Genomic DNA, 19,698 nt, shown 5'->3' on the forward strand with positions numbered 1-19,698 from the left:
GTATTCCACTCCTTTTTATGAAGGATGTACGTAAAGGAGTTATATTTATGGCAATGTGTCCAATATGCAATAACTTTCAAACGATAAATGTCCGCTGTCCTGAGTGTGGAAGAGCTGTCCAAGATCAGGGAAGAGTAAGTGATTTTTTTGATGATTACAGTCCATATATGGAAGTGGATGAACTAAAATTGGAGGATGGCTATCCAGCGGATTTTAAAGACAGCCAATGTCCGCATGTCTTTTATTGTGATGCCTGCCATCAGGAAGTTCTTTTCTTTATTGGAGAATGGCAATAAGCAGCCTTCATATCCTTCCTTAAAGGACATGAAGGCTATTGGCTAATTCTGATTCGGCGTTCCAGTAAAACTCTTAAACCATCCAGTAAAGAAGTTAAGATCCAATAAATAACCGCAGCCTCTAATAATACAGGCAATACAATCAGCTGCGATGCACTGATCTGATCTGCCATAAGTGTTAATTCAGGAACCGTTATGACAGACGCTAGAGATGAAGCTTTTACAATATCGATTAAAGAATTCCATACAGATGGAATTGATATTCTCCACGCTTGCGGGAGTATGACTTCTTTATATGTCAGATATCGGTTCATTCCTAATGAGAAAGCGGCTTCCCATTGTCCTTTTTCAATGGATTGAATAGCACCGCGATAGGATTCAGCAATATATGCACTGAAATGCAGGATCAAACCGGCCAATGCAGCTTGCCATCCCTCTGGTACATAAATAAATGTAAATCCGTTATAAAGAATCAGCAATTGAATTAATAATGGCGTTCCTCTAAAAAAAGAAATATATCCTTTAGCAAACCCCGAAAGAATCTTGCTTGATGACATTCTGCACAAGGCGATCACGAGCCCGAAGATAAGAGCACCTAAAATAGAAAATAAGCTGATGAGGATAGTAAAAACAGCTCCCTCCAGCAGATAGGGGAGGGAGTTGATCAGAATCTCAGATAAATTATTCACTTACATCTTCTCCAAAATACTTTTCAGAGATCTCTTTTAAAGTGCCGTCTTTTTTCATTTCCTCAAGAGCTTTATTTACTTTTTCAGTAAGTTCTTTATCGTCTTTTCGGAACGCAAATGCCATCTCGTTCTTGTTAAAAGGTTCTCCTACAGCCTTTACTTTATAATCGGTTTTCTTTAATTCCGTTAAGATGAATAGCTGATCGTTCATTGCTGCATCAACTCGATTCACATCAAGGTCGGTTAAAACTTGTGCAATGCCTTTATAGTACTTTATTTTTGCTCCAGCTTTTTCAGCTTCTGCTGCATAGTTGCTGCCTTGTGTCGTCCCAACTACTTTTCCTTTTAAGTCTTCGATGCTTTTAATATCATTGTTGTCTTTATTGACGATTACTTGACCGCCAGAAACCGTATATGGAGATGAGAAAACATATTTTTGTTTTCTTTCGTCTGTAATCGTAACTTGGTTTGCAACAAGATCGAAACGCTTTGAGTCGAGTGACGTAAACATGTTTTTCCACTCTGTCGCTACAAATTTTGGTTTCATATCAAGTCTTTTTGCTACTTCTTTCGCAACTTCAACGTCATAACCAGTAATGTCATTCGTTTTCTTATCACGGTATGAGAATGGCGGATATGTAGCTTCGGTACCAATCGTCAAAACATTTTTATCTTTATCAGATCCAGAATCTTTAGATTGATCAGATGTGCCGCATGCTGATAATACAATAGCTGAAAGTGCGAGTACCAATATGAGTTTAAGTGTGTTTTTCAAATGAAGTCCTCCTAGTCGAGTTAATCCCGACAATTTTTATAGAATTAATTGTAATAACCAGTTTCCGTTTCGTCAATCATTAAACATTTTCCCCGAGAAAGAAAAAAATAACAGGGAAATTGGTTCTATTTTTTAACTGGGTATACAAGATCACATAAAAATTAAGGACGATCACATAAAAATGTTCAGTCATAAAAATGGAGAGTCAAACAAGACTTCATCACATATTTTTACATTTTATGGATGGTGTGGTTCTCATACAACAAAAAAAGCCCTGCTTTAAATTAGCAGAGCTTGTTTAAAAGGTATATTAACGAATGCGAAGTTCTGTTTCTTTATCGAAGAAATGCGCTTTGTTCATATCAAATGCAAGGGAAATGCTTTGTCCGTTGCGGATATCGGTACGTGAATCAACACGTGCAATGAAATCTTGTCCGCTTACTGTTGAGTAAAGGAATGTTTCAGCACCCATTAATTCAGCAACATCAATTTTCGCATCGATCTTCGTGTTTGAAGAAGACTCTAAGAATACAGGCTCATCATGAATGTCTTCAGGGCGAATACCAAGTACGATTTCTTTCCCTGTATAGCCTTTATCCTGAAGGATTTTCATCTTGCCGCCTGGAACTGCAATCTTCATGTCACCGATCTTAAAGAAACCATCTTCTAAAGTTCCGTTCAGGAAGTTCATTGCCGGGCTTCCGATAAATCCGCCAACGAAGATATTTTCAGGTGTGTCATAAACTTCTTTTGGAGATCCAACTTGCTGGATGCGTCCGTCTTTCATAACAACAATACGAGTTGCCATTGTCATTGCTTCTGTTTGGTCATGCGTTACATAAATTGTAGTTGTTTGCAGACGCTGATGAAGCTTCGTGATTTCCGCACGCATTTGAACACGAAGTTTAGCATCCAAGTTAGATAAAGGCTCATCCATTAAGAATACTTTTGCGTCACGAACGATTGCACGTCCTAAGGCAACACGCTGACGCTGACCGCCGGAAAGAGCTTTAGGCTTACGATCTAAGTATTGCTCAAGACCAAGAATACGAGCTGCTTCTTTAACACGCTTATCGATTTCATCTTTGCTGAACTTACGAAGCTTAAGTCCGAATGCCATATTGTCATACACGTTCATGTGAGGATATAGTGCATAGTTTTGGAATACCATCGCGATGTCGCGATCTTTTGGAGCAACATCGTTTACAACGCGCTCATCGATTACTAGTTCACCTTCAGAAATTTCTTCAAGACCAGCGATCATACGAAGTGTAGTTGATTTACCACATCCAGATGGACCTACGAATACGATGAATTCCTTATCAGAAATATCAAGATTGAAGTCATGTACAGCTGTTACTTTGTTATCATATCGTTTAACGATGTTATTTAACTTAATGCCTGCCATTTTAATAATCCCCTTCCGATGTAAACGTTTTCTTTAATGTTTTAAGTTTACGCTTTCATAACGATGGCGTAAATGGACGACATGCCCAAAATAAAAAAGCCTCTTTATGCAAACTGCACAAAGAGGAAGAACACTATAACTGTTCCAGTGACAATATGGCCATGTACACAGAAAGGGCATTCTTAAACTGTTTCACGTCAATGCCTGTTCGATCAAAGAACTTATCCACTCGATATTGCAGGCTGTTGCGGTGAATATATAGTTTCTTTGCAGCAAGTGAGATGTTCATGTTGCATTCCACAAAAACTTTAATTGTATTAACTGTTTCTTTGTCTTCTTCCATCCATTCGGAAAGCAGTCCTGTCAATGTTTTTTGTGTGTTGGGACTAGCAGTCTGAAGCAGCATCAGAGGTAGAAGATCGGCAATGGTATAAACCGCTTTTGGTTGCAAATACCCTTTAACGCTTAAATAGTCATTTTTTTCACGTTCATATATTTCTGCTGCCAAAGCCAGATTGGTTTGAAATAAACCAATGTAGATCGACAAATCCATGTAAAAATCAGTAGACAAAGTATCTTTCAAAGCTTCGTAAGGTGTGTCATTAAACTCTTGTTTAGATGTTTCAATAATTACTCCGCTCTTGTTGCCTTCATTTAAAAGCAGAACAGCTTCTTCAGGAAAAAGTCCACTGACAGCCTCTGAGAAAGAGGTGTAATCAAGAATGGGCTGCTTGCTGAAGAAATGAATATAACGATAGAATCCTTGACCGTTAACTTTGTTTTCACCTGAAAGGATTTTCTTCCACTTTAACTGTGCAGGCGTGTACTGAATTATTGCTTCATTTTCATACTTATCAAACATGCTTTGCAGCAGCTGTACTTCTGAATCGGAAATAGCAGATTGTTTTATGCCAAACGGTTCTCCGGCATGTGTAGTGAACCACATGTACTCCGATTGGTTTGAAAGGTCAGTAGTCATTGTCTCTTTATAGTGATTCTTTAATTTATTGAGCATCCTATTTCATATCCTTTCAAGGGAAAGCTTGTTATTATTATAGCAATGTTATGCAGTATTAAAAAACGGAATTGAAAGAACAGGAGGAGAGGGAGATGAAAAAATGCCCTTGAGTAACTTCATCAACGGTCGTGTACGACTGGGAGAATAAAGAAATATGGACGAACAAACGGGACTGGAATAATCTTTCATCAAAATCTCTGATTCTGACTTTTGATGATGGACCTTCTTCGGTATTGGTTCCGATTTTAGATATTTTAAATAAGCATGAAGTAAAAGCGATGTTCTTTTGGCAGTCCCGATTGCTGCACAAACACCGTCCGTGGAAGAGGGTGTTAGATGATGGCCATATAATAGGCGGCCATTCACTGCGGCATAGAGATTTGACGAAACTTAGCCAGGAGGAACAGCGCAACGATATTACATCAAATAAGCGGCATATTGAACAATTAACCGGTCAGCAGATGAAGTATTTCCGTCCGCCATATGGCCAGTTTAATGAAGATACACTTGAAGTTCTAAAAAAATTAGATGTTACACCGTTTTTATGGGAAGTAGCGGGACTGGATTGGGAGCATAAAGAAAGTCCAGATCATATCGTTCATAACATCCTTAATTATGCTGAGAACGGTTCAGTAATACTGCTTCATGAACTCAAGCAAACTGTGACCATTCTTGATGAACTGATAACAGATCTGAAAGCGGAAGGCTATTCGTTCGAGCTGCCTCCTTTATAAACTAGTAAATAAAAGGTGGGAGGATCTATGAAGAAAAAAATTGTTGTATCGTTCAGCGGGGGAAAAGACTCTGTTTTAGCGTTACATAGATTGCAGAGATCCGGTGAGTGGGAGGTTGATTCGCTGCTGACCACGTTAACAGAAGACTATGACAGGACAACGATGCATGGCGTTCGAAACAGGCTTTTGGATCTTCAGTCTGAGTCCCTAGGCATCCCGCTAAGAAAAGTTTGGATACCGCGTGATTGCCCGAATGAAGTCTATCAGCAGCGTATGGAAGAAGCTGTTGATGAAATGATAGCTGATGGCATTTCTTATATTATGTTCGGTGATATTTTTTTAGAGGATGTTAAAGCCTATCGTGAAAAGATGCTTGAAGGAACAGGACTAACCCCTGTTTTTCCTATTTGGGGAGAAGATTCGAAAAAGCTGTTAAATGAATTTGTGGAAAATGGTTTTAAAACGGTAGTTTGCTGCGTGGACACATTTAAAATAGATTCCTCCTTTTCCGGAAGAGTAATTAATAAACAGTTTATTCGTGAGTATCCTCCTGAACATGACATATGCGGAGAAAATGGAGAGTTTCATACATTTGTGTTTAACGGACCGAACTTTTCTTTTCCTATTGCGTATAAGTTAGGTGAGTTCAGGCTCGCAAAAGATATGTATACAGGTGAAGACCGCTTTTATTATGTAGATCTGCTTCCGGACAATGGTGATAAAGAGTAAGCCTTAAGTCCAAATTGCTTGCAGCTTTTAAAATGGCGTATACTTAGAAGATAGATTAAGCAGTAATGGAGAGAATGATATATGAATATGTGGCTTACATTGACAATCATGGTCGTTGTCGGAGCATTTATTGGCGGTTTGACAAATTTGATTGCTATTAAAATGCTTTTCCGGCCATTTAATACCTTGTATATTGGTAAATTCAAAGTGCCTTTTACTCCTGGACTCATTCCGAAAAGAAGGCATCAGTTAGCTGTCCAGTTAGGAGAAACAGTTACGAAGCATCTTTTGACAGCTGAGGGAGTACAGACAAAAATCAATGACTCGGGCTTTCGTTCAGAGATGACTGAACTCGTTCAAGGTGAGGTTAAACGCTTTTTACAGAGTGACATAACGATACAAGAATTGTTGAAAAAAGACTTTGGTGTTGAAGATGTTCAAAGCCGTATCCAAACCACGACCGAAACCTGGCTTGCGAACAGAATGAAAAATATGCTCGAAGAATCAAACAGCAAAGAAATGAAAGATGTTCTGCCTGAAAAGTTTGTAGCAGCAGGTGAGGAAAAGCTGCCTGAAGTTGTGGACTGGCTATTAAACAGAGGTGTGCTCTATTTAGAGAGTACAGAAGGCAGAAAGGCTTTAGCAAGCGGTATAGACGCATTTCTAATGGATAAGGGCATGCTTGTCAACATGGTTTCTATGTTCTTCGGAAACGTCAGTATTGCTGAAAAAGTACAGCCAGAGCTTATGAAATTTTTAAAACATGAAAATACTCGTGAGACATTGCTTAAACTACTTCAGCAAGAATACAGCGGTTTTATGGAAAAAAGAATGGGAGAAGCTGTTGCTCTATTAAACATGCCTGACATTACAGCAGGTCTGGCAAAAGAAATCGCGCAAAGACTGCCGATCGAAGAATATTTAAACACTCCGGTCAGTACGTTGGCAGAAACATTCGAAAACTGGCTGATTGATGAACTGACACCAAAAGCTGTTGCAGCTGGGCTGGATCTATTTACAGCACGCCTCGATGTTCTTCTGGAAAAGATGCATTTGGCCAAAATTGTGGAAGAGCAAGTTGAGACGTTTTCACTTGAGCGATTAGAGGAAATCATTATATCGATTGCAAAAAGTGAATTGAAGATGATTACGTGGCTCGGAGCACTTTTAGGTGGAATTATTGGTCTGTTTCAGGGTATCCTTGTACTATTTTTGTAGAGTCTGTTATAGTGGGTACCGTACTTTAATTCATGGGAGGTATTTTACCAATGGCAAACGTATATGATGTAGCATACGATCTAGAAAAAGCATTAAGAAACAGTGAAGACTTCCAAGCTTTAAAAAATAGCTATGATGAAGTAAATAATAATCCGGAAACAAAAGAACTATTTGGCAAATTCCGTGATATTCAAGTAAATCTTCAGCAGAAGCAAATGAGCGGCCAAGAAGTTACGCAAGAAGAGATTGAAGAAGCTCAAAAGCTATTCGCTGACGTTCAGCAAAACGAGACAATCTCAAAGCTTATGGCTGCTGAACAGCGCATGAGCATGATCATTAATGATCTGAATAAAGTTATTACAAAACCGTTGGAAGAGCTTTATGGTCCAATGGTTGAAGAAGAAGGACAACAGCAATAGTCGTTCGTAGATTGAACCCCTGTTTCTAAATAGAAACAGGGGTTTTTTTACGTGTATAAGTTTATAGGCTTGTCAGCGTTCTAAAGCATGTTTAAAGGTCATAGACTTAACTCGAGTTCTTATACTTTATTTTCGCGAAATGGGGGGAGCAACATGGTATACCGTTTACTGGCGATTGACATCGACGGAACCCTACTGCGAAGCAATTTCCGTATCGATAAAGAAACGAAAGAAGCCATTGATTATGTGCAGCAAAAAGGGGTCTATGTCACACTCGCTTCGGGAAGGAGCTTTCCATCTACACAAAAGATAGCCAAGGCACTAAAGATCAACAATTATCTCATCAGCCATAATGGCGGTTTCATTGCTTCATCTCTTGACGAACCGCTTCAGGAAAACCGGCTGTCAGTGGAGGATACCTACAAAATTGTAGATATACTCGAGAACTACGAATGTCATATGCGAGTTGTTCATGAGCGTTTTTCAATTGGAAATCAGCTGAAACAAAAAAGCCAGCTTGTTGCTAAGTTAACACTAAGCACTGGCGATCCGTTATTTTATCCTGTTTCTTTTACAGAGAACCTCGGAGATTATGTATTATCACAAGAAGTTTCGCCGCCTAAAATGGATGTTCAGTTTTTTGATGAAAAAGAATGCGAATCAGCTATGAAGTATTTGAAAGAACAAATGCCAGGTTTTGAGTATTCCTCTTCGACAAAATGCAACTTGGAAATCACAGCGAAAAAAGTAACAAAAGGAAATGCGCTGCGGTTCTTAGGTGAAAAGCTTGGAATTGCGCCTAATGAAATGGTGGCAATCGGCGATTCTTACAATGATTTGGATATGATCGAATTTGCAGGACTAGGCGTAGCGATGGCTAATGCGCCTGATGAAGTAAAGAAAAAGGCGAAGTGGATCACACGCACGAACGATCAGCTAGGCGTGCCGTACATGGTAAAAGAGGTATTCCGAAAGCAAATGCGTTTCCAAACGATGAAATAAGGTTAGAAGAGGGCTCTTTCTGGATGTTTATAGTCCAGGAAGAGTTTTTTTGTTGCGAAAATGGCAGTTCACGGGAGTATGGGAAGGATTTATGCGCGTTCGGGAAGACTTATGCGCGTTCGGGAAGACTTATGCGCGTTCAGGGGAGGTTTATGCGCGTTCGAGAAGATTTACGCGCGCTCAGGAAGATTTATGCGCTTCTGAAGAGATCATACTTCAACAATAACCCGCATTTTTCGACATGCATTTGCCGAATTTAGTCAAAAACGTTTCATTTTTATTACAATTGTAGAAAATGAAAGGGTTTTCATGAATCGTGACGAATATTATTTACGTAAGATTCACTTTGTAAAGGGAGGATTCAAATGGAAAAAACATTAGACCTACAATTAAAACCAAAGGTGGCCGAGTTCCTGAACGGAACAAAAAAACATTTTATTAATGGAGAATGGGTCTCCTCAGCAAGCGGAAAAACATTTGAAACATTAAACCCTTCAACTGGCGATGTACTTGCAGTGGTTTCAGAAGGTGGACCAGAAGACATCGATAAGGCAGTAAAAGCTGCTAGAGCAGCATTCGAAACTGGATACTGGTCGAAGATGCCTGCATCAAAGCGCAGTTACTTAATTTATAAACTAGCTGATTTAATGGAAGAGAATAAAGAAGAATTAGCACAGCTTGATACATTGGACAACGGTAAGCCTATCGGAGAAACGATGAACGCTGACGTTCCGTTGGCAATTGAGCATTTCCGTTACTATGCAGGATGGTCAACAAAGATTGTTGGACAGACTATTCCTGTTGCAGGAAGCTTTTTCAACTATACACGCCACGAAGCACTAGGTGTAGTTGGACAAATCATTCCTTGGAATTTCCCATTATTAATGGCGGCTTGGAAGCTTGGAGCAGCACTAGCGACTGGATGTACAGTTGTATTAAAGCCTGCAGAACAAACTCCGCTTTCTGCATTATACCTTGCTAAATTAGCTCAAGAAGCTGGCTTCCCTGAAGGCGTGCTTAACGTTGTAACAGGTGCTGGTGAAACAGGAGCAGCTCTAGTTGACCATCCAAATGTGGACAAGATCGCATTTACTGGATCAACTGAAGTTGGTAAGCTGATTATGCGTAATGCTTCTAACTCATTGAAGCGTGTTACATTAGAGCTTGGCGGGAAGTCGCCGAACATTATCTTGCCGGATGCTGATATGAGCCGTGCAGTTCCTGGTGCGTTAAGCGGTATCATGTTCAACCAGGGACAAGTTTGCTGTGCGGGATCACGTTTATATATCCAGAAAAAATCGTTTGATAACGTAGTAGCTGACCTTGTGTCACACGCTAAAAAGATCAAACAGGGACCTGGACTTGATCCGGAAACTACAATGGGACCTCTAGTATCTCAAGAACAGCATAATCGCGTTCTTAGCTATATCCAAAAAGGTAAAGATGAAGGTGCTGAGCTTCTTTCAGGAGGATCTGTTCCTTTTGATAAAGGATATTTCGTAGAGCCTACAATTTTTGCTGACGTTGATGATAAGATGACGATCGCAAAAGAAGAGATCTTTGGACCAGTTGTAGCTGCAATGCCGTTTGATGACTTGGATGATGTTATCGCTCGTGCGAACGATTCTGAGTATGGTCTTGCTGCAGGACTATGGACAGAGAATTTAAAAACAGCTCACTATGTATCTAACAAGCTACGTGCAGGTACAGTTTGGGTGAACTGCTATAATGCGTTTGATGCTGCATCACCATTTGGCGGATACAAGCAATCAGGTATTGGCCGTGAAATGGGATCTTATGCTTTGAACAACTACACTGAAGTTAAGAGTGTGTGGGTTAATCTTAAATAGACAACATAGACATTACGGGGTCAATAAAATGATCGGAAAATAGGAGAAACCGGGTGCCACGATCCAGCACCCGGTTTTTCTTTGTTCATTGAAAATCTTGCAATTTTTCATCGGCTAAAGCATTACTTTTATAAATCGAAGCCCTGTATCGTCATAATCTAAACTCCGGTAAAAATCATGAGTATCAGTCCGGTGTTTTCCGCTATTCAGCAAGATGGAAGTTGCCCCTTGTTCTTTTGCCCATTCTTCTCCATAGTATACAAGCTGTTTGCCAATGCCGTTGCCTCTGAATTCTTCACTCACGACAAGCGCTGAGATCCTCGCATAGCAGCCATTTTTCTCGAAGTAGATGCCTTTTGTCAGACCGATCATGCCAATAACTTGATCGTTTATGCAGGCTACAAAACAAGCATATGCTTCGTTAGGAAGCAGCGTTTCTAATCGCTCTGTCATTTCTTCAGGAGCAGTGGGGTAGCCAAGTTCACCCATTAATAAAGAAAGTTCGTAACTGTCCTCATAGCGTGCTTCTCGAATTATAACTTCACTCACTGTTTTTCCCCTCGTTTCCATGAGTTTCATTAGCGATGGAAAAGAAGCAGCTGTCCCTTTGGTGAAGTCAGACGATGCGTTTTTTCTTGCATGTTTAATTCAGCCAGACGGGCTTCTCCACGTTGTTTTGCTTCAGAATCATTTGATGCCGTAATGGCTTCATCCAATATCTTTTCACCGTTCTTTTCGTAGGCAGTTAATGCATATGTATTCATGAAAAGTCTAGCTCCTTTCGTATCTAAAAAGTGATTTCAACATTCGACGGATTTTTCCTGCCAAATCATCAATAAATTGTGTGAAACTTATGATTTCACGCCACGTATGAGGTAGAATATGGTATATTTTACAACGGGGAGGGAAGTTGATGTTAACTATTAAAGACGTCCGTAAACAGTTCGGTTCTTTTGCAGCGGTAGATGGATTAAATTTAGAAATTCCTAAAGGTGAAATTTTCGGTTTGTTAGGTGCAAACGGTGCTGGTAAAACAACAACATTCAGAATGATTCTCGGTTTATTGACTCCTACTCAGGGCAAGATTACTTGGAATCATAAAGAAATATCTTATCAAACTAGTGATCTTGTTGGTTATTTACCCGAAGAAAGAGGTCTTTATCCCAAACTTACAGTAAGGGAGCAGTTAATCTATTTAGGACAGCTTCGGGGAATGTCTCGTTCGCTCATTCAAGAACAAACTAATAAATGGTTAAAGCGCTTTGGAGCGGAAGAATACTTGAATAAAAAAGTAGAATCTCTTTCAAAAGGAAATCAGCAAAAAATACAGTTTATTGCGGCAGTTATTCATCGTCCTGAACTATTAATCTTGGATGAACCGTTCAGCGGACTGGATCCCGTAAATGTTGAACTTCTGAAGAGTGCTGTTCATGAATTGAAAAAAGAAGGTACGACTATTGTGTTTTCCAGTCACAGAATGGAGCACGTAGAGGAACTGTGTCAGCATTTGTGCATCATGCATAGAGGAAAATCAGTCGTACAGGGCAACTTAAAAGAGATTAAGAGATCTTTTGGGAAGAAAAATGTGTCGGTAAAAGCAGATTTTGACCTTACCTATTTAAAAGATACAAGCGGCGTTTTGAAGCACCGCATGACTGCAGATGGCATTACTTTGCAAGTTGAAAGGGAAGAAGTTGCACATGACTTGTTCCAAGCGGTCCAGTCCAAAGGATTTGTTAGAAAGTTTGAACTCGAAGAACCATCATTAAATGATATTTTCATTGAAAAGGTAGGTGTGGTTCATGAGTAAATTCATTACGGTAATGATGCATACATACCGCTCTAAGATTAAATCAAAACCGTTCTTGATCACGACTCTTATTACCATCGCCTTGTTATTTGTAGTGACGAACATGAATGAGATTACGAAAGTGTTCGGTGGAGATGAAGAATCAAAGGTAGGAGTGATCGATAAAACAGGCAATACACTCCCAGCTCTTCAAGCGCAGTTAGAACAAGCAGGAGATGATCTAAAAGCTGAAGCATACACGAAATCGGAAAGTGATGCTGAAAAAGCGGTTATTGAAGGTGACCTGGATGGTCTTTTGATTTTAGATAAAGATGCTTCAGGCATCATTACAGGTAAGTATAAAGCTGAAGACGTAACACAGCAGAGTCTGATTACTGATATAGAGATGGCATTGCAGCAGATCAAAAATAAATCAGCTGCTGAGTCAATCGGATTAAATCAGGAACAGCTGGCAGCAATCTATCTGCCAGTATCATTCGAAAAAGAGTCACTGTCTACAACGGCTAAAAGTGAAGAAGAAGCAGCACAAGTCTATATCCTTGTATATGTTGTTCTGTTTTTCATGTATATGTCTGTCATGATGTATGGCAGTATGATCGCGGTTGAAGTGGCAACGGAAAAGTCCTCAAGGGTAATGGAGATTTTGATTTCATCTGTATCACCCGTAACACAGATGTTTGGTAAAATCTTCGGGATCGTTCTTATCGCGCTTACTCAGCTTGCACTATTTGTAGCTGGAGGATTTGTGGCGGTAAAATTAAATGAAAATCTTAGCGGAAGCGAAAGTATTATCCAGGAGCTGAAGCTCAACGAAATACCAATCTCATTAATCGTTTATGCTCTCGTTTTCTTTATTTTAGGATTCTTCCTTTATGCTACTCTCTTTGCCATGATGGGTTCATTGATCAGCAGAGTAGAAGAGGTAAACAATCTAATGACGCCAGTTGTTATCGTGATTGTGGCTGCCTTTATGATTGCGATGTACGGCAGAGAGAATCCAGAGTCTGGATTTGTAGCAGCAGCTTCATACTTCCCGCTGTTTACACCGATGCTCATGCTGCTTCGTGTAGGTATGCTTTCGCTGCCAGTTTGGGAAACAGCACTTGGAATCAGCGTCTTAATCGGAGCTATTTTGCTGTTTGCTGTAATTGGAGCACGCGTTTATCGCGGAGGAGTTCTTATGTACGGCAACGCACCATCTTTAAAACTATTTAAACAAGCACTTCTTTTATCAAAAGCAGAAAAAAAGGATACTACTGGACTGTAAAAAAAGAGAAAGCTGACCCAAAAGGTAGAAATAATACCTTTTGGCGTCAGTTTTTTATTTTGGTTGAGAATATTTTAATGAAGAGGAAAGGGGATGAGGCGAAAAGGAAGGGTCACTGGGTGAAACGGCTTGATGTTGGGGTGGAACACGAGCAAGTCGGGGTGAAACGAGCACTCCAACGGGTGAAAGTTCATCTCTAACGGGCGAACGTGTAATAAATATAAGAACACGTACCGTAAAAAAGTAATGCTCTCTAATTGTTGTTTAAAATAGCGAACGTGCTTTCGTATATATGTTAAAATGAGGGGAAGAATGGTAGAAAAAGAGGATGAGTGAAATGATAAAGTTTTTACATTGTGCAGACCTTCATTTAGATAGTCCGTTCAAAGGGCTTTCCTCGTTGCCGGAAGGGATGCTTAAGCGTCTTTTTGAAAGTGCATTTTTGTCGTTTAATAGGCTCGTTGATATAGCGATTCAGGAAGAAGTAGATTTTGTAATCATCGCCGGTGACCTTTATGACAGCGGTCAGCGGAGCTTAAAGGCGCAATCCTTTTTAAAAAATTGTTTTGCAAAACTAGAGTCTCATCATATAGAAGTATACATCGTTCATGGCAACCATGATCCACTCGATGGCCAGTGGGTTTCACTTGAGTGGCCCAAGAATGTTCACTTTTTTCAAGGAAGCAGCATTCAAACTTTTTGCTATGAAAAAGAAGGGAAAAGGGTTGCTTGTCTTCATGGGTTCAGTTATGAAACTTCAGCTGTAACGGACAACCGTACGATTCATTTTCCAGAAAAACGAGACGAACTGTACCATATCGGTATTTTGCACGGACAAGCGGACGGATATAGCGGACACAGCCGTTATGCACCATTTTTATTATCTGAGCTTTTGAAGAAGGGCTATGATTACTGGGCTCTTGGACATATTCATAAAAAAATGGATCTTAATGATGATCCCCCTGTCCGTTATTCGGGAAACATTCAAGGCAGACATAGCGGTGAAACAGGTGAAAAAGGCGGTTATATCGTTACTCTTAACGGCAACCAGGCTACGAGCGTTTTTCATGCGACTTCAGATATTGAGTGGCATGAAGCAATGATCGAATGTGATGAGGCCGAAAATTTACAGGAAGTTATTACACTTTGCGAAAAAATAAAAGATACATACAGACATCCGCATAAAGGCATATTCCTTACGATTCGATTAACTGGGCCTACACCCCTATATGAAGAACTATTGGATGGAGTTTTCTTAGAAGACCTTGAGGAGATATTGCGAGAAGAGGATGCAGAGATTTCGTTCGTGCATACTGTTTCATTAAAAAATGATGTTCGTCCTGCTATCCAAGATGAGTTATCTATTAAGCAGTCTCAATTTTTTCTAGATATTATGAACGTTCTGCAAGACGATCGAGAGCTTGAAACTGCTTTGTCTGAATTGAAGACACATAGAACGGCAAGGAAATTCCTTTCACTCGATGAAGAGGATTGGGAAGATGTGAAGAAGCAGGCTGAGCAGCTATTATTATCAGAACTGTATAAGGGATAGGTGAGGTTATGAAAATAGTTTCTTTGCATATCTATCATTTTGGAGCATTAAAGGACTGTAAACTTACTTTGGAACGTTCAGGTTTTCAATTGCTGTTTGGTGAAAATGAAGCAGGGAAAACAACATTGATGGATTTTATTAAATGTATGTTGTTCGGTTTTCCTTTGAAGAACCAGTCAAAGCGACAGTATGACCCTAAAAACGGCAGCCGGGCCGGCGGAAAGATGACAGTTGAACATACAAACCTCGGGATATGGACAATCGAGAGAGTTGCCGGAACAAAAGCTGCTGGAGACGTAACGATCTATGATGAAACAGGCCGGCAAAAAGATGAATCTTTTTTGATTCAATTATTAGACGGAATGGACCAGTCTTTGTTTTCGGGAGCGTATTGCTTTGGACTTGATGGGCTGCAGAAACTCGATAAGTTAACTTCGGAAGAACTAGGTAACTTCTTGCTTAGCACGGCGATCTCAGGTGATCGAGACCTTCTGGAAATTGAACAGACTTTTGAAAAAAAACAATCCGGTTTGTTTAAAAAAGCGGGGAAAAAGCCTGTTATTAATGAAAAGTTGGAGCAGTTAAAGAATGCAGACCAATCCCTGCAAAAGCTTAGGGAAAAAAATGAAAACTATCAAATGATTGAAAAGCAAAAAGAATCACTCGAGACTAGGATGCACGAAACAAGCCGAGATCTGGGTCATATTCAAAAAGAGCTAAGATCTATTAAACGTTTGTTTGAGCTTCGTCCTGTTTTAGAAAAGTACAAACAGCTGAATCACGAACTAAAGTCATTTGGAACGATACAGCTGACTTTTCCGGAAAACGGTATTCAGCGATATGAGCAATGGCAAAAAGAAGTATCTCTATTAAATGGAGAATTGCAATACATCGAAGACCGATTGCTCAAAATAGATAAGGATCAGCAAATGCTAAAAACAGATGAACGAATGCTGTCTTATCAAAAAGAAATTAAACAATTGTTTAATAAACTTCCTCAATATGAGCATTTACAAGAGCAGCTCATACAGCTTACCACCTTAATAGATGAGTGGCGTGATGAAGAATCAGGATTACTTGAAGCTATTGGAGAAACATGGCGTCAGGAGGAACTTAAGGAATTGGCGCTTTCTTTATCTTCTCTCCAAGAGCAAGAGGAGCTCCTGAAACAGCATAATGCCATTCTGGAGAAAAAGAGAAGATTAGAAGATGATTTAGAAGATTCCAGAGTGAAGCTTGAGTACATGGAAAAAGAGGAAGCAGAACGAAAAGCTTTGCTCCTGCCAGATGAAGAGTTAGCTCGATATGAAACAGAAAAAAATAAAAAAAATCAAATGACAGCTTTCCCTGCATACGCTTGGATGCTGCCTGTTATTTCGGCAGTTGTTCTGATTTGGTCTGGCTGGTCTACTGAAAACACAGCGGTGATGTACGCGGGGATCGTGCTGCTGCTTTTAGCGGGTGTTCTAGCATTCATCAGTGGTAAAAAAGCTATTTATCAACAAGATAGTAAGCCTCGAACTAATCAGCGTTTCCTTGAGGACGAGGAAAACCGAAAGCTTTGGATTCAGCTAACAGCAGCACTTCAGCACGAGAATAATATTTACCTGCAGCTTGCAAAACAGCTTGATTATTTAGAGATTGAAGAAGCGAAAGTGTATGAAAAAGCAGAAAAATGGGCTGAACAGTATGGATATACTGGCGATAAAGAGAAGCTGATGTTATCAGGCTATATGAACAGCCTCATGAAAATTAAAGAGGTTATGAAACAAAAAGAAAATGCGATCAAGAAACTGGAGAATACTAAAGCAGAACTCGCTCGTTTAAATAATGAAGCTAGTAAGCTTGCTGATATCTTGGGGATTGACACTGCTGAAGACTCCTCAAAGATAATCGAAGCGATGTATACAAAACTTGAAAACCAGTTGAAAAATGAAGCGGAAAGTGAGCATTTAAGAAAAAGCTTTAGTGAGTTATCAGAACGAAAAGACTCTCTATTAAATCAAATTCAGAACATTAACGATCGAATAGCCGAACTATGGAAAGAAGCTTATGCTGATACAGAAGAAGCTTATTACGATATAGGCAAAAGAACTGCCGCCTTTACAAAGATATCTATTGAGCGGGATGCACTAAACAATCAGCTGCAGTCATTAGGATTTGAACCTCATGTGATTGAAAGCATGGCTGAAAAGATGACAGAGAAATACGAAGAAACGGTTCAGCTTTTTGAGGATCTTGAAAGAAAAGAAGAACTTCAGAAAAATGAGCACACCGCTGCAACAGAAGACAGAGCGAAACTGCATTGGGAATTGAAAAACCTTCTAGAGGATGGCACATACTCGGAGCACTTGCACCGATATGAACTATTAAAGGATGAATGGAATCTTCTTGTTAAGAAGTGGGCCAGCCTGCGTCTTGCTCAGCATGCATTGCAGAAGGTGAAAGAAGACTACCAGCAAACGAAGCTTCCAGCAGTTTTAGAGACTTCGAGTGGTTATTTTAGTAAAATAACAGAAGGTGAATATCAATCTATTTTATTTACGGATGCAAATGAACTAGTCGTGTTAAAAGGGGATGGAACTCGCTTTTATCCGCATGAATTAAGCAGGGGGACCGCAGAACAAGTTTATTTAGCGATCAGGCTCGCTGTTGCAGCGAATGCCGGTCCAGCTGAATTCCCGATACTTATGGATGATATTGCAGTGAATTTCGATCAAAACAGGACACGTCGCACGCTGTCATTGATTCAAGAAATTGCACGGGACAGGCAGGTTCTCTTTTTTACTTGCCACTCGCATTTAGAGCCGCTTGTGCCAAATGTTCCTTTTATTCACTGGCCAGAGGGTTCTGTTTTAGCTGAAAAATAATTTAAGGAGGGGAATGCCCATGTCAAATGAGTATACGATTTACTTAGTAGAGGATGAGCAAGATCTTTCACATGTCTTAAAAGCCTATATGGAAAAAGAGGGTTGGAATGTTTCTGTTTACCACAATGGAGAAGATGCATTAAAGAATTCTGAAGGATCCCCTCCGCATCTTTGGATTTTAGATATTATGCTTCCAGGTATGGACGGCTATGAAATTATTAAAGAAATTAAAAAGAATTCGGATATACCCGTCATTTTCATTTCAGCAAGAGATCAGGACCTGGACCGGATAGTGGGTCTTGAGCTTGGAAGTGATGATTACCTGGCTAAGCCTTTTATGCCAAGGGAACTTGTAATTCGTGTTAAGAAACTTTTAACAAGAGTCTATGAAACAGGCAACAGAATGCCGCAGATCATTGAGATAACAGGATATACGATAGATCCGATCTCCAGAAGGATCACACGGGATGGAGATATCATTAATTTAACTGGAAAAGAAATAGACGTTCTGCTCTATTTAATTGAAAACAAAGGCAAGTCAAGAAAAAGAGAAGAGATTCTGGAATATGTTTGGGGAGACGATTACTTTGGATCTGAACGCGCTGTAGATGATGTGATCAGGCGTGTGCGCAAAAAAATGCCACGGCTGAACTTGGAAACCGTCTATGGTGCTGGATACAGGATCATCCCATCATGATCCGGCTAAACCTTACACAGCGTATTTGGCTTTCGTTTGGGTTATTGCTGTTTACGATCGGACTGTTAACTGCTATTATCTATCCGCTGTCTATTAAAGATACGCTGACAGAGGAAACATACAGAATCATCGAAAACGAGCAACAGAAAGTGCGTGATCCACAAAAGCAGTTTCCTCAAAAAGGGGAGTCATCGGTTGATTTTATTGAAAGACGAAACGCTGAACGATCAGTCGGCCATTTTTTAATTGTAGATCAGTATGCAAATTCCCAAGGTGATCCGGTTCCGCAAGAAGTCTTAGTGGAGATGGCGGAAAAGGCGTATGAGCAAAAAGAAAATAAAGGGCGATATGAGTTAACATATGAAGGCGCTACTCTTTTTTATGTGATCTCGACAGGAACAAATGCACAAGGTGAAGTCGTCTATTTGATTTCTTATATGTGGGACACGTATCGTGATCAGATGGTAAACAGGCTTTGGCTGAGACTGGTTTTAATCCTGCTGTTTACAGGTATCTTTTCGATCATTCCAGCGATCTGGCTGGCAAGATATCTCCGCTCCCCTCTAACGATCTTAGGGAAGCGGTTTGAGCAGATTGCGAAAAGAAACTGGCAGGAACCGTTTCATTGGAAGGGAGATGACGAGTTTTATGTTCTCTCAAAACAGTTCGAGGATATGAGGCAGAATCTCTTAAGACATGATCATGCACAAAAAACATTTATTCAGCATGCATCTCATGAGCTGAAAACACCGATCATGACGATTAAAAGCTATGCACAGTCTGTAAAAGATGGCATCATGCCAAAGGGAACGACTGAAGACATGATGGACGTTATTTTAAAAGAGACACACAGAATGGAAAAGCGTGTTCAAAATATGCTGTATTATACAAAGCTCGATGCGATGAAGCTTAATGTTCTCTCTAAAGAAACATTTGAGTTTGGTGATCTGTCTGAAGATATCATTGAGCGGTTCAGATATCAGCGTGAGGATATAAACTTTGAAATTACAGGCAATCATTACAAGATTAATGGCGATCATGAACAGTGGAGTATTCTGCTTGATAATCTTGTTCAAAACGCACTAAGGTATGCCAGTGAAACGATAAGGCTTTCTGCTTTCTATAAGGGAAGCTACTTCATCGTCGAAGTCTTTAATGATGGAGAGCAGCTGACAGGTGTAACAGGAGAAGAAATCTTTCAGCCGTTCCGAAAAGGAAACAAGGGACAGTTTGGGCTTGGACTAGCTATTGTAAAACGGATCGCTGAACTACACGGCGGCAAAGCAACAGCTCTTAATACGAAAAACGGTGTAGCTTTCCAGATCAAAATACTAATAAACGACATGCAGAATAAAGAATAACAA

General features: G+C 39.9%; 19 protein-coding genes. 13 read left to right on the forward strand and 6 right to left on the reverse strand.

From position 1 onward, the window contains the following. Positions 1-47: 47 nt before the first annotated feature. On the forward strand, positions 48-296 hold the full coding sequence (locus tag ACFQ4X_RS00535) for a hypothetical protein (protein ID WP_379832637.1): 249 nt from the start codon (positions 48-50) through the stop codon (positions 294-296). Between the two features lie 35 nt (positions 297-331). Here the strand turns inward: ACFQ4X_RS00535 and ACFQ4X_RS00540 are convergent, their stop codons facing one another. From ACFQ4X_RS00540 to ACFQ4X_RS00555, 4 genes are all read right to left on the reverse strand, one after another. Beyond that, positions 332-985, reverse strand: a complete 654-nt coding sequence (locus tag ACFQ4X_RS00540) for an amino acid ABC transporter permease (protein ID WP_379832638.1) — start codon at positions 983-985, stop codon at positions 332-334. Further along, positions 978-1,760 (reverse strand): transporter substrate-binding domain-containing protein, encoded by a 783-nt coding sequence (locus ACFQ4X_RS00545; protein ID WP_379832639.1) that lies wholly within the window; start codon positions 1,758-1,760, stop codon positions 978-980. The genes ACFQ4X_RS00540 and ACFQ4X_RS00545 overlap by 8 nt, the downstream gene beginning before the upstream one ends. A gap of 310 nt (positions 1,761-2,070) precedes the next feature. Continuing rightward, positions 2,071-3,168: an ABC transporter ATP-binding protein gene (locus tag ACFQ4X_RS00550; protein ID WP_379832640.1), complete on the reverse strand. Its 1,098-nt coding sequence runs from the start codon at positions 3,166-3,168 to the stop codon at positions 2,071-2,073. 133 nt (positions 3,169-3,301) lie between these two features. Continuing rightward, positions 3,302-4,183 carry a PucR family transcriptional regulator gene (locus tag ACFQ4X_RS00555; protein WP_379832641.1) on the reverse strand — a complete coding sequence of 294 codons (882 nt, stop codon included), beginning with the start codon at positions 4,181-4,183 and terminating at the stop codon, positions 3,302-3,304. Between the two features lie 131 nt (positions 4,184-4,314). Between ACFQ4X_RS00555 and ACFQ4X_RS00560 the strand changes: the two genes are divergently transcribed. From ACFQ4X_RS00560 to ACFQ4X_RS00585, 6 genes are all read left to right on the forward strand, one after another. Further along, entirely contained in the window at positions 4,315-4,920 is a 606-nt protein-coding gene (locus tag ACFQ4X_RS00560) for a polysaccharide deacetylase family protein (RefSeq protein WP_379832642.1), read from the forward strand. A gap of 27 nt (positions 4,921-4,947) precedes the next feature. Beyond that, positions 4,948-5,649, forward strand: coding sequence for a diphthine--ammonia ligase (locus ACFQ4X_RS00565; protein ID WP_379832643.1), 702 nt, complete (start codon positions 4,948-4,950; stop codon positions 5,647-5,649). 81 nt (positions 5,650-5,730) lie between these two features. Further along, positions 5,731-6,867 (forward strand): DUF445 domain-containing protein, encoded by a 1,137-nt coding sequence (locus tag ACFQ4X_RS00570; protein ID WP_379832644.1) that lies wholly within the window; start codon positions 5,731-5,733, stop codon positions 6,865-6,867. Positions 6,868-6,917: 50 nt separating this feature from the next. Continuing rightward, the gene (locus ACFQ4X_RS00575; RefSeq protein ID WP_379832645.1) at positions 6,918-7,286 is read left to right on the forward strand and encodes a YlbF family regulator; all 369 of its coding nucleotides are present in this window, start codon (positions 6,918-6,920) and stop codon (positions 7,284-7,286) included. Between the two features lie 153 nt (positions 7,287-7,439). Beyond that, positions 7,440-8,288 (forward strand): Cof-type HAD-IIB family hydrolase, encoded by an 849-nt coding sequence (locus tag ACFQ4X_RS00580; protein WP_379832646.1) that lies wholly within the window; start codon positions 7,440-7,442, stop codon positions 8,286-8,288. Positions 8,289-8,653: 365 nt separating this feature from the next. Next, a complete protein-coding gene (locus ACFQ4X_RS00585; protein WP_066286574.1) occupies positions 8,654-10,138 on the forward strand; it encodes an aldehyde dehydrogenase family protein in 1,485 nt (494 codons plus the stop codon). A gap of 114 nt (positions 10,139-10,252) precedes the next feature. On the opposite strand, the gene ACFQ4X_RS00590 is transcribed toward ACFQ4X_RS00585, so the two are convergent. Both ACFQ4X_RS00590 and ACFQ4X_RS00595 read right to left on the reverse strand, forming a co-directional pair. After that, positions 10,253-10,687 carry a GNAT family N-acetyltransferase gene (locus ACFQ4X_RS00590; RefSeq protein ID WP_379832647.1) on the reverse strand — a complete coding sequence of 145 codons (435 nt, stop codon included), beginning with the start codon at positions 10,685-10,687 and terminating at the stop codon, positions 10,253-10,255. A 29-nt stretch (positions 10,688-10,716) separates the two neighbouring features. Continuing rightward, on the reverse strand, positions 10,717-10,902 hold the full coding sequence (locus tag ACFQ4X_RS00595; protein ID WP_066286575.1) for a YhzD family protein: 186 nt from the start codon (positions 10,900-10,902) through the stop codon (positions 10,717-10,719). 146 nt (positions 10,903-11,048) lie between these two features. Here ACFQ4X_RS00595 and ACFQ4X_RS00600 point away from each other — a divergent pair, with 146 nt between their 5' ends. The 6 genes from ACFQ4X_RS00600 (at position 11,049) to ACFQ4X_RS00625 (ending at position 19,695) form a co-directional block, all read left to right on the forward strand. Continuing rightward, a complete protein-coding gene (locus ACFQ4X_RS00600) occupies positions 11,049-11,948 on the forward strand; it encodes an ABC transporter ATP-binding protein (protein ID WP_379832648.1) in 900 nt (299 codons plus the stop codon). Beyond that, entirely contained in the window at positions 11,941-13,215 is a 1,275-nt protein-coding gene (locus tag ACFQ4X_RS00605; protein ID WP_379832649.1) for an ABC transporter permease, read from the forward strand. The genes ACFQ4X_RS00600 and ACFQ4X_RS00605 overlap by 8 nt, the downstream gene beginning before the upstream one ends. A gap of 337 nt (positions 13,216-13,552) precedes the next feature. Next, on the forward strand, positions 13,553-14,767 hold the full coding sequence (locus ACFQ4X_RS00610) for a metallophosphoesterase family protein (protein ID WP_379832650.1): 1,215 nt from the start codon (positions 13,553-13,555) through the stop codon (positions 14,765-14,767). A gap of 8 nt (positions 14,768-14,775) precedes the next feature. Next, on the forward strand, positions 14,776-17,637 hold the full coding sequence (locus ACFQ4X_RS00615) for an ATP-binding protein (protein ID WP_379832651.1): 2,862 nt from the start codon (positions 14,776-14,778) through the stop codon (positions 17,635-17,637). Positions 17,638-17,656: 19 nt separating this feature from the next. Beyond that, positions 17,657-18,334: a response regulator transcription factor gene (locus tag ACFQ4X_RS00620; protein ID WP_379832652.1), complete on the forward strand. Its 678-nt coding sequence runs from the start codon at positions 17,657-17,659 to the stop codon at positions 18,332-18,334. Next, on the forward strand, positions 18,331-19,695 hold the full coding sequence (locus ACFQ4X_RS00625; protein ID WP_379832653.1) for a HAMP domain-containing sensor histidine kinase: 1,365 nt from the start codon (positions 18,331-18,333) through the stop codon (positions 19,693-19,695). Before ACFQ4X_RS00620 ends, ACFQ4X_RS00625 begins: the two co-directional genes overlap by 4 nt. Positions 19,696-19,698 lie beyond the last annotated feature (3 nt).

This window comes from Fictibacillus halophilus (genome assembly GCF_042680145.1).
In the GTDB taxonomy this organism is placed as follows: Bacteria; Bacillota; Bacilli; order Bacillales; family Fictibacillaceae; genus Fictibacillus; species Fictibacillus halophilus_A.

Excerpts from the sequence above, each read along its gene's own strand:
- ACFQ4X_RS00535 (WP_379832637.1), top strand. The coding sequence starts at position 48 with ATGGCAATGTGTCCAATATGCAATAACTTTCAAACGATAAATGTCCGC.
- ACFQ4X_RS00550 (WP_379832640.1), bottom strand. The coding sequence starts at position 3,168 with ATGGCAGGCATTAAGTTAAATAACATCGTTAAACGATATGATAACAAA.
- ACFQ4X_RS00555 (WP_379832641.1), bottom strand. The coding sequence starts at position 4,183 with ATGCTCAATAAATTAAAGAATCACTATAAAGAGACAATGACTACTGAC.
- ACFQ4X_RS00565 (WP_379832643.1), top strand. The coding sequence starts at position 4,948 with ATGAAGAAAAAAATTGTTGTATCGTTCAGCGGGGGAAAAGACTCTGTT.
- ACFQ4X_RS00570 (WP_379832644.1), top strand. The coding sequence starts at position 5,731 with ATGAATATGTGGCTTACATTGACAATCATGGTCGTTGTCGGAGCATTT.
- ACFQ4X_RS00575 (WP_379832645.1), top strand. The coding sequence starts at position 6,918 with ATGGCAAACGTATATGATGTAGCATACGATCTAGAAAAAGCATTAAGA.
- ACFQ4X_RS00580 (WP_379832646.1), top strand. The coding sequence starts at position 7,440 with ATGGTATACCGTTTACTGGCGATTGACATCGACGGAACCCTACTGCGA.
- ACFQ4X_RS00585 (WP_066286574.1), top strand. The coding sequence starts at position 8,654 with ATGGAAAAAACATTAGACCTACAATTAAAACCAAAGGTGGCCGAGTTC.
- ACFQ4X_RS00595 (WP_066286575.1), bottom strand. The coding sequence starts at position 10,902 with ATGAATACATATGCATTAACTGCCTACGAAAAGAACGGTGAAAAGATA.
- ACFQ4X_RS00605 (WP_379832649.1), top strand. The coding sequence starts at position 11,941 with ATGAGTAAATTCATTACGGTAATGATGCATACATACCGCTCTAAGATT.
- ACFQ4X_RS00610 (WP_379832650.1), top strand. The coding sequence starts at position 13,553 with ATGATAAAGTTTTTACATTGTGCAGACCTTCATTTAGATAGTCCGTTC.
- ACFQ4X_RS00615 (WP_379832651.1), top strand. The coding sequence starts at position 14,776 with ATGAAAATAGTTTCTTTGCATATCTATCATTTTGGAGCATTAAAGGAC.
- ACFQ4X_RS00620 (WP_379832652.1), top strand. The coding sequence starts at position 17,657 with ATGTCAAATGAGTATACGATTTACTTAGTAGAGGATGAGCAAGATCTT.
- ACFQ4X_RS00625 (WP_379832653.1), top strand. The coding sequence starts at position 18,331 with ATGATCCGGCTAAACCTTACACAGCGTATTTGGCTTTCGTTTGGGTTA.